The sequence below is a fragment of the Pseudoxanthomonas sp. CCNWLW251 genome (assembly GCF_037402255.1).
In the GTDB taxonomy this organism is placed as follows: domain Bacteria; phylum Pseudomonadota; class Gammaproteobacteria; order Xanthomonadales; family Xanthomonadaceae; genus Pseudoxanthomonas_A.
On the sequence record NZ_JBBEGA010000004.1, the window covers coordinates 307,475 to 320,835 of the forward strand.

Consider the following 13,361-nt stretch of genomic DNA (forward strand, 5'->3'; position numbering starts at 1 on the left):
CCGTGAGGCCATGCAGCGCCGCGTAGAATGCGCGCCATGACCGACACCCTGGACATCGATGTCCTGCTGTACCAGCCGGAAATTCCCCCGAATACCGGCAACGTCATCCGCCTCTGCGCGAACACCGGCGCGCGGCTGCACCTGATCGAACCGCTCGGGTTCGCATTGGAAGACAAGCAGCTCAAGCGCGCCGGCCTGGACTACCACGAATACGCCACGCTGCAGGTCCACGCGTCGCTCGAAGCGGCCCTGCAGCACGTGCGACCCACGCGCCTGTTCGCACTGAGCACCCGCGGCGCCCTCCGTTACGACCAGCCTGCCTATCAGCCCGGCGATGCGTTCCTGTTCGGCCCCGAGACCCGTGGCCTGCCGCAGGAGGTACTGGAGGGCCTGCCCGAACAGCAGCGCCTGCGCCTGCCGATGCGCCCGCAAAACCGCAGCCTCAACCTGTCCAATACGGTGGCCGTGGTGGTGTTCGAAGCGTGGCGGCAGGCGGGGTTCGGCGGAGGCGCGTGATCGCGCGCAGACTGTCGCCATGACCCGCCCTGCCACGCCGCCGCCATCGCCACCCTTCGAGGTCACCCGATTGCTGGATACGGCCACGGTATCGGTGCGCGAGGTCTGCTGCCGCGGCGAGTGCCGGCATCGCAGCGGCGAGGAATGCACGAACGCGACCCACCTGGTGTTTCCGTACCGCGGTGTCTACCTGCGCCATGTCGGCAGCGCCCAGACTGTCGCCGACGCCAACCATGTCCTGTTGTTCAACGCCGACGAGGACTACCAGGTCAGCCATCCCGTCGCCGGCGGTGACGCCAACCTGGTGCTGCAGCTGGCCGAACCACTGCTGCGCGAACTCTCGCCGGTATCGCAGATCCGTAACGGCGGACGCGCCGTGTTCCGCCATCAGGCGTTGCGCATCGACGCGCGCGCGCAGGCGCTGGTCGCCCTGCTGCGGCATGCACTGCGGCAGGGCGGGATAGAGCCGCTGGAAGCGGAAGGCCTGGCGCTCACCCTCGCCTCGCGCAGCCTGGGCTCCCGCACCGCGCACGTCCCCGGCGCCACCCGGGCACGGCAGCGGCTGGTCGATCGCGTCAAGGTGCTGCTCGCCAGCGATCCCGGTCGGCGCTGGACCTTGGCAGACATCGCGGCCGACACCGGCGGCTCTCCCGTCTACCTGACCCAGGCGTTCCGGCAGGTCGAAGAGATGCCGCTGTACCGCTACCAGTTGCACCTGCGGCTGGCGCGCGCACTGGATCTGCTGAAAGGCGACGGCGACCTGTCCACGCTCGCGCAGGACCTCGGTTTCTCCAGCCACAGCCACTTCGCCGCCGCGTTCCGGCAGACCTACGGCCGCACGCCCAGCGCCTTCCGCGCGCTCACCCGCCGACCTGCCGCAACCGGCTAAAGATTCCGACAGCGCCAACGCTGCCCGCATGGTCTCCTGCGCCTGCCCGATCCGGGCTGCCCAAGGAACGTGTCATGACCGAACAGACCTGCGCTGCCTGCGACTGCCCGCTGGACGGCGGCGCCATTGAAGTCACCCTTGGCGGCCGCACCGTTGAGGTGTGTTGCGAGGAATGTGCTGCCAAGCTGCGCGAGGCCGGCGCCGACGCCGATGCGGCTGCCTGACGTGCACAAGGCTGCCCTGCTGGTGCTTGCCGTCATGCTGACGGCAAGCACCTGGCCTGTCCTGGCGAAGACCCTCCTTCCTCCGGGGGCGGAAATGCAGCTGCGCGCGATCCATCATCGCCATGTCGCGGCCCATCGCGTGCCGGACCCGGCGTTCCTGCATGCACTTGCCGCGCCGGACCTGCTGGTGATCGACAGCGACGGCCACTGGCTGGACCGAACCGCATTTCTCGCATCGCTACCCACCGCATCGCCCTTGGCGGACGTCGCCTACGACGATGTGCAGGTGCGCCTGTTCGGCACGGCCGCAGTGGTGCACGGCACCCTCCTGAGCCATCCGCACACAGGCGATGCACGGCGGGTGCGTTACACCGATGTCTATGCGTGGCGGGAAGGGCGCTGGACATGGGTGCATGAACAGCGCACGCGCATCGCGAACGCCGTTGCTGCCCCCGCATCGATGCAGGCGCCCTCCTCCGCGCCATCGCAGTGGCGTGGCTCCGATCCCGTCGGCGACGATGCCACCGTGCTGGCAGCCTTGAACGAACAGTACGTGCAGGCTTTCCGCGACGCCGATGCGGGCTGGTACGACGCGCATCTGGCGCCTGACTATCGGGTGGTCTCCGGCGACGGCTCGCTGCAGGACCGTGCCGCCGCCCTGGTCGATTTCGCCAGGCCGGTGTTCGCTGAAAGCATCGCCGCGTTTCCGCTGGACAAGGTGCGGATCAACCGCATCGGGGAGCTCGCCATGATCCATGCCGAGAACGCCTACACGCTGAAAGACGGCCGCCGGGGCATCAACCGCTATACCGACATCTGGGTCAAGCGCGCCGGGCGCTGGTGGTGCGTGGCGGCGCACATCACCGTGCACACTCCACCCGCGTGACCCTGTCCTCGCAGGACGCTACGCGAACCGCGCCAGCCCGTAGGGCGTCACCGGAATGTCGGTCGCTTCGCCCGCCATCATCTGGTCGAGCAGCCGTCCTGTTACCGGGCCTTGCGTCAAGCCGAGATGGCCATGCCCGGTGGCGACGAAGATGTCCTCGCCCGGCACCCGATCGATGATCGGCAGCGAATCCGGCGTGCATGGCCGATTGCCCGCCCATTCCGATACCGGTTCGGTCGTTATGCCGGGGAACAGCTTGCGCGCTTCGGGGTCGAGCCGGCGGATCAGGTGGTAATGCGGGTCGCGGCCCAGCGCCGTCAGCTCCTTGATGCTGGTCATGCGGATGCCGGACTGCATGGGCGACACCACCATGTAGCGCTCCGCCCACAGCGTGGGCCGACGCACGATGACATCCTTCTGCGGATACATCAGGTGGTAGCCGCGTGCGGGAATCACCGGGATCTTCACCCCGAACGGACGCAGCAGGGTGTTGCTCCAGGCGCCCGCGGCCACCACCACGCGCCCGGCATGCACCGCGCCATGATCGGTGTCGAGGCGATAGCCGCCGTCCTGCCGCAGGATCGCCGAGACGCTGGCGATCAGCGGCGTCGCGCCGCGCGCGCTCAGGTGATTGAAGAGGCGCCGGCAGAAGTCCCCGGGGTCGCGCATCGCCAGCGATTCGCGCTGGAAGACCGCCCGCTGGAAGCCCGTGCCGATGCCGGGTTCGAGCTCGCGCAGCTGGCCGGCGTCCAGCACGTCGAACGCCACGCCGCGGTCACGCATCAGGCCACGTTCCCATTCGCCCTTCGCGAAGCTGGCCTCCTCGCTGTAGACGTGCAGGTAGCCGGTGTGCGCGATGAGGTCCTGTGCGCGGATCCGCTCGCCCAATTCGAGCCACGCCGAGCGCGAGGCGGTATTGATCGCACTCAACGCATCGATGATCGGCAGCACGTGCTCCATCCTGCCCTGGTCGAGGAACTGCAGCAGCCAGCGCGCGTAACTCGGGCTGACGCCCCAATCGAGCTTCAATGGCGCCAACGGATTGGCGAGCATCCGCAGCGCCTTCATGACGATGCCGGGCGTGGACTGCGGCATCACGTTGCCCACGGAAATGGAGCCGGCGTTGCCGAACGACGTTTCGCCAGCGGGTCCCTTCGCATCGATCAGCGTGCACGACAGCCCGCGATCGAGGAGGTGGTGGGCCGTCGACAGGCCGACAATGCCGCTGCCGATCACCGCGACATCGGTGGTGCGCGGTGCAGGGGAGGAAAGGGAAGCACTCATCGGATCGGAACGTCGTAGGCGGTCTTGGGGGAGGGTTCGGGGCGGAAGGTGTAGTGCCACCATTCCATCGGATAATTATGGAACCCATGCCGCGCCATCGCCTGCAGCAATTGGTCGCGGTTGCGTCGCTGCTCGTCGCCCAGTTGCGGATGCGCGGTATTGGCGCGCGGATCGAAGAAGTCGAACGGCGTACCCATGTCCAGTTCCGTACACGCGCCACCGTTGCAGCGCACGAGCGTCAGATCCAGCGTCGCGCCCCGGCTGTGCCCCGAGGACTCGGCAATGTAGCCATCGAGCAGGCGCGCCTTGTCCAGGTTCGGGTAGTACGCCGCCTTGGTGCGCTGGTCGGCAGGGTCGCGTGCCCAGGCGACGAAGTGCTTCACCGCGCGTACCGGGCGATAGCAGTCGAACACCTTCAGCGACAGGCCTTCGCGCTGCACGTCCTGCTGCACGCGGGCGAGCGCCCGTGCGACCGGTGCCAGCAGCAGGCACTTGGGCGCCTCGTAACCGGCGACCGGCGCGCCCACGAAATTGTCCTTGCCCGCATAGCGGATTTCCTGCTGCAGACCGGGCACGACCGTCGCCGCATCGACCAGGTCCGCCTGCGCCGCTTCCTGTGCCGGAGACACCTGCACGCCCGGCGCGGAAGCGCAGGCGCCGAGCAACGGAAGCGTACTCAACAGGAGCAGCACCATGCCTCGCACGTCAGCGGCAGGCCTGCGTGCGGTGGAAATCGAGATCGGCATAGTCGTAGCTGAAGTCTGCTTCGGGGTCGACGTGCGACAGTTTAAGCCCGGCATCGCTGCCGGCCTGGGCTGGGGCGAAGTGAAGCCAAGGCTCGGCATCCACGCTGTCATCATCCCAATCCACCAGCCAGCGCTCGTCCACCCGCATCACGGTACCCGTGAGCATGGGTGAGCGCGCCGCGGAAAAGCGCACGCGATCGCCTGTCGCACACAGGGTCACCTCACCGAACCAGGGATCGCGGTAATGTCCCATCCACGACGCCATCGCGCGTGCCGTCGCGCGCGTGCGATGCCCCGTGTCGGGCTTGGGCCTGGTGGCCCGCTCACCGGTGCGCTCCTTGTCCAGCAGCGCCGCATAGTGCGCGACGGTGGGCGATGTCCCTGGCGCGGTGAAGTGCTTGGTAAGCACCTGTCCCAGCACCGTCCGCGCGGCCTCGCCTTCGCCATTGATCAGGATGACGATGCCTGTGCGCTGGTCCGGCAACAGGATCACCGAGGAGTACATGCCTGCGAGGGTTCCGGTATGCGCGACCTTCCAGACTCCATCGACGTCGGACAGGCGCCAACCGTAGCCGTAAGCGGAGAAATGGCTGTTGTCCCAGGCACGCATGCGCGCGCTCACCGGCATCGGCATGTGCGCGGTCCACACGGCCTTGCGCTGCGCGGGCGACAACCACGCCGGGGTACGCTCCGGCGACAGCCACATGTCCATCCACACCAGCATGTCGTCGAGGCTGCAGCGGATGCCGCCGGCCGCCATCGAGGTGAGATCCGGCACTACCTCGGCGTCTTCTCGGATGACGCGATTGCCCTGCGCGGTACGCATGTGCGGTTGCGCCACGTTGCCGACTTGCGCACGGTTCCACTCGCCCACCTGGCACCGGTGCATGCCGAGCGGCTGGAACAGTTCGCGCTTCACCAATTCTTCGTACGAGGCGCCGCCTGCCGCCGCTGCGACCTCGCCGGCGACGACGTAGAGCAGGTTGTCGTAGGCGTAGTTGGCGCGGAAGCTGTGCGTCGGCTTCAGGTGCGCCAGCCCTGCGATGATGTCCGCACGGGTGAACCGGTTGGGCTCCGGCCACAGCATCAGGTCGCCCGCACCCAGGCCCAGGCCGCTGTTGTGGATCAACAGGTCGCGCACCTGCATCTGCTGCGTGACCCACGGATCGTGCATGCGGAACTGCGGCAGGTACTTGGTGACCGGGTCGTCCCATTTCAACTTGCCCGCGTCGACCAGGCGCGCCAGCACGCCTGCGGTCATCGCCTTGCTGTTGGAGGCGATCTTGAACAGCGTGTCGTTGTCGATCTTCCCGCCGCCGCCAGCGCGTACCTCACCCAGCGTGCGCGTGTAGACGATCTTGCCGTCTTCGATGACACCGACCGCAAGACCGGGCAGCTGGTAGTGCTCGAAGGTCTGCTCCACTGCCGCATCGAAGGTTTCGTTGCCGGGCGCGGCATGCGCGAGCGGCGCGACCAGGGCGAGACAGACGAGAAGATGTTTCATGGCGTGGCTCAGGACTCCGCGGAATCGCAGGCGAGGCATCCCGCATGCAGGCGGGCCGCCACCGGAAAGCCGGCGACGGCCCGAACCTTCAGACGGTCCGATGGCGGATCAGGTCAGTCGAACTTGTACTCGACCATCAATGCGAACGAACGACCGCGCGGATCGGCGACACGCGGCTCCCACGCGGCGCCGGAAGCGAAGTCGTTCTGGTGCGCGGTGAACGGAGGATCTTCGTTGAGCAGGTTGCGCACGACGAAGGTGAACTTGGCATTGTCCAGACCCGTCCAGCCCACGCTGTAGTTGTACGTGATGTAGTCGTCCACGTCCGGGTTCCAGTCTTCCGGAATGTAGCTGCCGTTCCTCACGCTGACCGGCAACTCATCCTTGTAACCGTCGCGGTAGATCTGGGTCAGCGTGTGCGACCAATCGCCCTTTGCCCAACTGACGCCCAGCGTATGCTTCCACTTCAACGGCAGGCTGTAGTAACGGACGTACTTGCCCACCAGGTTGTCGCCATAGGGCGAGTTCTCCAGCGCCTTCTCCTGGAAACTGTCGATGTAGCTGCCGTTGAGGTTGACGCGCCACGTACCGCCGGCCAGTTCACCGGTCAGGTTGGCGTCCACTTCCACGCCGCTGATCAGCGTGCCGCCCGAGTTGATGAAGCGGCGGTCGATCGCCACCACTTCGCCGCTGGCGTCGCGGATCCAGTTGTCGACGAAGAGATCGTAGTTGGCGATCAGGGTCGCCTGGTTGGGCGTGCGGATGGTGTTGGTGCGCTCGATCTCCCACCAGTCCAGGCTGATGTTGAAGCGATCATTGGGCGCGAACACCACGCCGAAGCTCTTCTGGTCGGACGTTTCCGGCTGCAGGTCGGCCTTGCCGCCCGTGAAGATAGCGGGCTGGATGGCTTCGCAGCCCGGCACTGCGGGATTCGCCGCGCCGCCGGGACAGGTTGCCGGGTCGGCCAGGTCGAAGCCGGTGTACGGGCTTTCGGTGACACCGCTGAACAGCTTGGTGAACTCGGGCACCTTGAAGCCTTCGCTGATGGCGCCACGGAATGCCAGCGAATCGATCGGCTGCCACTTGAACGAGAACTTCGGATTGACCGTGCTGCCGAAGCCGTCGTAATCGTCGCGGCGCACGGCCACGCTCACTTCCAGGCTATCCAGTACCGGCAGGAAGGCTTCCGCATAGACCGCCTTCACATCGCGCTGCACCTTGGGCAGGTTGTTGGTCGCATCGAACGGCGCACCGAAGATGTAGCTGTTGTCCAGAACAATGCCGTCCGAAGTCGAGCCGAACTCGAACTCCTCGCGACGCAAGTCCACGCCGACCGCTGCCATCACCTCACCACCCCAGAGGTTGAAACCCAGTCCACCGGAGAACGCCGCATCCAGCGTCGTGACCGTGGACTCGCCGCCGTACAGGCGGACGCCCGCCGCCGACGCGGCCTGCAACGCTGCAACGCCCGCCGGATCGTGCTGCTGGCCGGGCATCAGGAAGGGATTGAGCAGGCCACTGCCCAGCACCGCCTTGAACGCCGGGGTGAAGTAATAGCCCGTGCCCAGCACCGACTCGGCCTCGCTAGAGGCGCGCGACAGACCGATATCGTAGTCCCAGCTGCCCAGGGTGCCGTCGAAGCCCACCAGGAAACGGTATGCCTTGGTGGTGGTCTCGATCTGGCGCGGTCCGCAGATCTCGCAACGCCACCGGTAAGGGATCGGACGGCCGTAGACGAGGTTGGCGGGACCGAAATAGCCGACCAGCGCGTTGTAGATCATGTTGTAGGTCGCCGTGGTATTCGCGTTCAGCGGATACCACGTGCTCGGCCCGAGCGCCGAGGCGGCGGTCGAGGTGCTGGAGGTGATCTGCTGCGCTTCGAACTGGCGGTTGGACTCCGAGCGCGAGGCCATCGCTTCGGCGTAGAAGCGGTGGTTGTCACTGATCTTGAACGTGGCACGGCCCAGGGCCTGGAGGCTCTCCTGTGGCTGTTGCATCACCTGCGCGGCCGGGTAGTCCCACGCACAGGCGTACCTGGAGTTCGCCACGCCCCACAGCTGGTAGGCATAGGGCCCCATCATGTCGCCGCCGGCTTCGCAGCCCGCTGCGCCCGGCAGGTTGAGGATGTTGATCAGGGCCTGTCCGCCGCCGCCGGCCGGATCGGCCAGGGTGCCCGTGATCATGCCGCCGGCAAGGTTGGACACGGTGGCGAACGGTGTGCCGCGCGTGTCGGGCGACAGGCCGCGGTTGAGCTGGAAGGTGTTGGAGAAATCGCGATCACTGCCCAGCAGGATCTCGTTCTCGCGATAGTTCATCGTGCCCCAGACGTTCCAGCCATCGTTGTCGATGTCGCCCATGCCTCCCAGGACGCTGTAGGTGAAGATGTTGCCGCCACCTTCCTGGGTCATGTCGAACCCGGCATTGACCGTGATGCCCTGATAGTCGCTGCGGGTGATGAAGTTGATGACGCCGCCGATCGCATCAGTGCCGTAGACGGCGGACGCGCCATCGCGCAGTACCTCGACCCGGTCGATCGCCGCGAACGGAATCGAATTCAGGTCCACCGCCTGGCCACGCAGGCCGTGGGTGGCGACGCGGCGGCCATTGAGCAGCACCAGCGTGGCATCCGCGCCCTGGCCGCGCAGGTTGGCACCGGACACGCCATTGTTGCCGCGCAGATCCGCCGGAGCGATGCCCGCGTTGGAAGCAAGACTGTCGGAACCGTTGCTGGCGATGTTGAGGAACTGCAGCAGTTGCTCCGCCGAGGTGATGCCCTGCGCCTCGATCTCCGCCTTCTGGATGATGGTGACGGGCAGTGCGGCTTCCACGTCGGTGCGCTTGATGCGCGAACCGGTGACGGTGACGGTATCCAGCGTGCGCGCACCGCCTTCCTGGGCAGGCGCTGCATCCTGCGCGAGGCCGACTGCAGGGATGGCGAGTCCCAGCACGATGGCGGCGGCGAGATGGCTCGGCTTGAGCGGATGGGATCGAACGGGCATGCGGAATCTCCTGGATGAAAGAACGCTGCAATACGCGGCCACTACACTGTCGCTGCGATGCGCCGACGCGTTGTTCCAGGGGAGCTCGATGGTCCTCGCATGGCTTCCGCGACGGACGCGTTGCCTGCCACCTCCCCGGAGCGCACGAATCCCCACTGGCGCCTTCCGGCGCACCCGTCCCGGATGCGCACCGCAGTACGTTAGTACGTTGTTTTGATTGCTATGACGTGCGCCGGCACCCCGCCGGCACCCATGGATGGACGATGCCGCCATCCATCACAAAAACCCTTGTACATCCGTGTAGCACGCCACCCGGAGTGAGTCAATAATTTATTCTTGTTGCACGAAAAAACTGACTTGAATATTCCTGATCAAGGCGACGGAGTGCCCGCGCCCTGTGCTGGCGCCACGCGGGTCAGCGCATGCAGGATGCGGAGGTCCTCCGCATCCAGTTCGGTTCCTTCCATGCCACGGAAGCGGTGATGGAACGCGCGCACGGTGGAGCCACGATCCTCAACGGAGTAGCCGACCGCCTGCAGGGCGAGCCAGGGATCGAATCCCGCGGGGGGGTCGCCTGCTCCTTCGGCGGGCCAGATGCCGAAACCGGCATCGTGCAGGCGCTTCCACGGGAACAGCGGGCCCGGATCGATCTTGCGCGACGGTGCGAGATCGGAATGGCCGATCACCTGGGCAGGGGGAATACGCAGGCGTTCGGACAGGTCGCGCAGCAGTACGATCAGGCTCTCGATCTGGGCATCGGGATACGCCGTCTTGCCATCATTGTCGATCTCGATGCCGATCGAGGCATTGTTGACGTCGGTGATGCCGCCCCAGCGGCCGGCGCCCGCATGCCACGCGCGCTGTGAATCCTTCACCAACTGGTAGACCTTGCCGTCCTTGCCGACCAGATAGTGGGCACTGACGCGACCGCCGCTGTTGCGGGTGCGCAGCGTGTCCAGCGACTGCTCGACCGAGTCCTGTTCGGTGTAGTGCAGCACGATGACGACCGGGCGCCGCTCATCGAAGTTCTTCGAGGGTACCCAGCTGGCGAGCGGGTTGCGCGGGCCGGAATGGGCGCAGCCGCCGAGGAACAAGGCCAGCGCAGCAATCAGCGCAGCGCGGCAAGCGAACGGGACGGACGTGGTCATGATGAAACCCTCGTTGGGCAGCCGTGCCAAGGAATAGCACGGACGATGCCGACTGGCGCAGACGGCGAAAAAGAAAGGCCTGCCGCGAACGGCAGGCCACCGGAGAAACACCGCTTCGATCGCATGCGCTGCGCGATCAGAAGTTCCAGGTCACGACGAGTTGGGCATAGCGCGGGGACTGCCAGCGCGTGCCGGTGCCGAAGGTGGAACGCCTCTGGCCCGGCTGGCCTTCGTAGCGTGCGCGCACGTTGATGACCTCCTGCTCGTTGAGCAGGTTGAACACCGACAGCCGTGCCTTGAGGTCGATGCCATCGACTGGCAGCGTCCACGTGACATTGGCGCCGAGGTTGTAGATCCACGGCATGCGACCAAACGCGCCGCGTGGCGAGTACTCATACGTGCGCTGACTGTTGGGCAGCGAGCAGTTCTGCACGCAGAGCCAGCCGGTACCACCGCCACTGCCCTCGCTGGTATAGCTGGCAATGCTGTCTTCACCCGGCCGCGATACACCGAACGCCGTGATCGGGCCGCCAGAAAGTGCGGTCAGCGTACCGCCAAACGACCACATTTCGTTGAACTTGTAGCTGCCGCGCAACTTGATCTGATGCCTGTGATCGTTGAACAGGTCGCCGTAGCGCTCGTTGTTGGCCGGATGGTCCCAGTGCTGGACCATGCCCGTGTCGCCATAGTTGGTGTCGGAGTTGACCGGGCCTTCATGATTGCCTTCCAGCTTTGACCAAAGGTAGGACGCATTGAACGCCCACTTGTCGTCCCATGCCCGGTCAATCTGGAGTTCGACGGCCTTGTAGGTGCGCTTTGGCTTCGAGTAACCGATGATCTGGTTGGTGCCCGCCGTTATGTAACCTTCCTTGGAGGTATCGATCGTCACCCAACCGTCTTCCGCACACCCCATGGCCCGCGTGCCCCACAAGGTGAGCGACTCGCCTGGATTGGCGATTGGCCAGAGATTGGCGTGACGGACGCCGCACAGCGCGTTGATACGTACATCATCCATGGCGTTCGGCATGCGCCGATAGGTTGCATTGACGCCCCATGACCATGCCTGGTTGATCATCGACTGGAATCCGACGATCGCTTCGTCCTGGTAGACCGCATCCAGATCGCGGTCGACGGGTTCGTTGGACAGATTGAAACTGTCATCGATGGGGCCTATCTGCGCACCGATGATCGGCGATACATAAGGAGCGCCGGTAACCGGATTCGTCTGTGGCGTCCAGCCATTCAGCACGTAGAACGCACGCTCGTCGGTCAAGCCTCCGGCGAAGTTGTAGCTGATGATGCTGGGAATCGGCAGGTAATAGCGTCCAAGGTTCGCGAAGAGCTTGGTCGTACCGTCACCCTTCATGTCCCAGGAAAATCCGACACGCGGCGAGACGAGGTTGTCGAGCTTGATGTAGCTGCCACCCGCGGCGTCGAGATTCTCGAAATTGTCCACGCGCAGACCGAGATTGATCAACAGATTCGGAGTCACGCTCCATGAATCCTCTATGTAACCTGCGCTGGCCTTGATATCGAAGACACCGCCGTCGGCACGGTTGCGCGCCATCAGGAATGCATTGACGCCGGTTGGGAGCACAGTACCGTTGTCGAGAACCTGCGTGGCACTCGTGCGTCCATACGCCGTGTATTGCACGCCGCTTCCGGGGTAATAGCTCACCCGATCCGTGGTCATGAGCTCGTGGTCCCAGCCAAAACGCAGCAGGTGGTCGCCGAGGGTCCACTCGAAGTCCAGACGCTTGGCCTTGCGTTCGTCCTCGTGGGAGACGACGTTGGAACCCGGGTGGCAGCCGAGGCGCGGCTGTCCCAGCGCCGCGTATGCCGCCCCGTAGGACGCAGCATTATAGGTGACCCAATCGCAGAGCGAATCTGCGGGCGAAAGCGTGAAGCTCGTACTCCGGTTGATGCCATACATGGCCTTGGCGACGAAGCTTTCGCCGAATCGTCCCGTGTAGGTGACCGATCCACTCTTGCCACCGCTCGACACTGTCGACTCGTTGGGCGCGCTTCCGCTGATCGTGGACGTATCGAAGTCGTAGCCATACTGCGCATAGTCGGTGTCGCCCTCATCGGAGAAGGCCAGCAACTCGAGGAGATGGTCGTCCGTGATGTTCCAGTCCAGCTTGGTGCCCCAGAACCCGTTGTTGGACTTGCTCTTCGTCCATGTACTTCCCACGGCGTTCGTATAACCGGAATTTCCGTCGCGTTGCTCATACATGGCGAAGAGGAAAAGCTTGTCCTCGACCACTGGGCCAGATGCCCAGACATTCGCCTTCGTAAAGCTGCTCCGGTCGTGGCTGGACCGCACGTTCGGCGCACCGTTGGCGTAGTAGTGGTCGTCTGCGCTGGTCTTCCATGCGCTCGGCTGGAACGTTACTTCAACACCTCCTTTGAACTCGTTGCTTCCAGAACGTGTGACCGCGTTGATGACGCCGCCCGTGGAACGCCCGAACTCTACCGAGTAGCCACCCGTCTTTACTTGGAACTCCTGGAAAAAGGCGAACGGTGCAGTCGAGAAGCTCTGACGCCTGTAGAAGTCGGTGACATTGAGGCCGTTGATGAACACGGAATTCTCGGCCACTGAAGAACCACCGAACGAAATGCCTCCGAAGCTTGAGTTGCCGCCAATCACGCCGGGCGCCAACAACGCGACAGACGACGCGTCCTGCGCCACGGGGAGTCGGGCGAGTTCTTCACGATTGATGTTGGTCGCCGATTCCGTCGATCGCACGTCCACGCGGTTGACCACGCGCGAGCCGACCACCTGCACCGCGTTGAGATTGACCACGCCGCCATCGGCACCCAGGTTGACCGTGGTCGTGCCGCCGAGCGATACATTCACACCGACGGCGTCGCCGACGTTGGCGCCGTCGCGCTTGACCTGCAACTGGTAATCGCCAATCGGCAGCTGGGTCAGGCGGTAACTGCCATTGCCTTCTACCGTGACGGTGCGGCTGGCACCCGTCGCGGTATTGGTGATCGTGATCTGGTCGCCCGCACTGGCCCGTCCCGCGACAGCGCCGGTCGCGCTCTGCGCCATCGCCAACGGCGCCATGGTCGCGATACATGCCCCCAGCGCGATGCCCAGCGCCGCCTTTTTCAATACCTTGCCTTTCATCCCCGCTCTCTCCTGCTAAAGATGTTGGT

General features: G+C 65.1%; 10 protein-coding genes. 4 read left to right on the forward strand and 6 right to left on the reverse strand.

The window, feature by feature from the left end; genetic code table 11:
* Positions 1 to 36 precede the first annotated feature (36 nt).
* From trmL to WBN46_RS16300, 4 genes are all read left to right on the forward strand, one after another.
* Complete coding sequence (gene trmL, locus WBN46_RS16285) at positions 37 to 516, forward strand: tRNA (uridine(34)/cytosine(34)/5-carboxymethylaminomethyluridine(34)-2'-O)-methyltransferase TrmL (RefSeq protein WP_337732477.1); 480 nt, start codon at positions 37 to 39, stop codon at positions 514 to 516.
* A 19-nt stretch (positions 517 to 535) separates the two neighbouring features.
* Complete coding sequence (locus WBN46_RS16290) at positions 536 to 1,405, forward strand: AraC family transcriptional regulator (RefSeq protein WP_337732478.1); 870 nt, start codon at positions 536 to 538, stop codon at positions 1,403 to 1,405.
* Between the two features lie 74 nt (positions 1,406 to 1,479).
* A complete protein-coding gene (locus WBN46_RS16295) occupies positions 1,480 to 1,629 on the forward strand; it encodes a hypothetical protein (RefSeq protein WP_337732479.1) in 150 nt (49 codons plus the stop codon).
* Positions 1,616 to 2,515 (forward strand): nuclear transport factor 2 family protein, encoded by a 900-nt coding sequence (locus tag WBN46_RS16300; RefSeq protein WP_337732480.1) that lies wholly within the window; start codon positions 1,616 to 1,618, stop codon positions 2,513 to 2,515. The genes WBN46_RS16295 and WBN46_RS16300 overlap by 14 nt, the downstream gene beginning before the upstream one ends.
* 18 nt (positions 2,516 to 2,533) lie before the next feature.
* On the opposite strand, the gene WBN46_RS16305 is transcribed toward WBN46_RS16300, so the two are convergent.
* The 6 genes from WBN46_RS16305 to WBN46_RS16330 form a co-directional block, all read right to left on the reverse strand.
* Positions 2,534 to 3,799 (reverse strand): FAD-dependent oxidoreductase, encoded by a 1,266-nt coding sequence (locus tag WBN46_RS16305; RefSeq protein WP_337732481.1) that lies wholly within the window; start codon positions 3,797 to 3,799, stop codon positions 2,534 to 2,536.
* Positions 3,796 to 4,494, reverse strand: coding sequence for a M15 family metallopeptidase (locus WBN46_RS16310; protein WP_337732482.1), 699 nt, complete (start codon positions 4,492 to 4,494; stop codon positions 3,796 to 3,798). The genes WBN46_RS16305 and WBN46_RS16310 overlap by 4 nt, the downstream gene beginning before the upstream one ends.
* A gap of 10 nt (positions 4,495 to 4,504) precedes the next feature.
* Positions 4,505 to 6,049 (reverse strand): serine hydrolase, encoded by a 1,545-nt coding sequence (locus tag WBN46_RS16315; protein WP_337732484.1) that lies wholly within the window; start codon positions 6,047 to 6,049, stop codon positions 4,505 to 4,507.
* Between the two features lie 113 nt (positions 6,050 to 6,162).
* Positions 6,163 to 9,048, reverse strand: a complete 2,886-nt coding sequence (locus WBN46_RS16320) for a TonB-dependent receptor (protein ID WP_337732485.1) — start codon at positions 9,046 to 9,048, stop codon at positions 6,163 to 6,165.
* A gap of 371 nt (positions 9,049 to 9,419) precedes the next feature.
* Complete coding sequence (locus tag WBN46_RS16325; protein ID WP_337732486.1) at positions 9,420 to 10,196, reverse strand: N-acetylmuramoyl-L-alanine amidase; 777 nt, start codon at positions 10,194 to 10,196, stop codon at positions 9,420 to 9,422.
* A 136-nt stretch (positions 10,197 to 10,332) separates the two neighbouring features.
* Positions 10,333 to 13,332: a TonB-dependent receptor gene (locus tag WBN46_RS16330; RefSeq protein ID WP_337732487.1), complete on the reverse strand. Its 3,000-nt coding sequence runs from the start codon at positions 13,330 to 13,332 to the stop codon at positions 10,333 to 10,335.
* Positions 13,333 to 13,361: the final 29 nt, after the last annotated feature.

Excerpts from the sequence above, each read along its gene's own strand:
- trmL (WP_337732477.1), top strand. The coding sequence starts at position 37 with ATGACCGACACCCTGGACATCGATGTCCTGCTGTACCAGCCGGAAATT.
- WBN46_RS16290 (WP_337732478.1), top strand. The coding sequence starts at position 536 with ATGACCCGCCCTGCCACGCCGCCGCCATCGCCACCCTTCGAGGTCACC.
- WBN46_RS16295 (WP_337732479.1), top strand. The coding sequence starts at position 1,480 with ATGACCGAACAGACCTGCGCTGCCTGCGACTGCCCGCTGGACGGCGGC.
- WBN46_RS16300 (WP_337732480.1), top strand. The coding sequence starts at position 1,616 with ATGCGGCTGCCTGACGTGCACAAGGCTGCCCTGCTGGTGCTTGCCGTC.
- WBN46_RS16305 (WP_337732481.1), bottom strand. The coding sequence starts at position 3,799 with ATGAGTGCTTCCCTTTCCTCCCCTGCACCGCGCACCACCGATGTCGCG.
- WBN46_RS16310 (WP_337732482.1), bottom strand. The coding sequence starts at position 4,494 with ATGGTGCTGCTCCTGTTGAGTACGCTTCCGTTGCTCGGCGCCTGCGCT.
- WBN46_RS16315 (WP_337732484.1), bottom strand. The coding sequence starts at position 6,049 with ATGAAACATCTTCTCGTCTGTCTCGCCCTGGTCGCGCCGCTCGCGCAT.
- WBN46_RS16320 (WP_337732485.1), bottom strand. The coding sequence starts at position 9,048 with ATGCCCGTTCGATCCCATCCGCTCAAGCCGAGCCATCTCGCCGCCGCC.
- WBN46_RS16325 (WP_337732486.1), bottom strand. The coding sequence starts at position 10,196 with ATGACCACGTCCGTCCCGTTCGCTTGCCGCGCTGCGCTGATTGCTGCG.
- WBN46_RS16330 (WP_337732487.1), bottom strand. The coding sequence starts at position 13,332 with ATGAAAGGCAAGGTATTGAAAAAGGCGGCGCTGGGCATCGCGCTGGGG.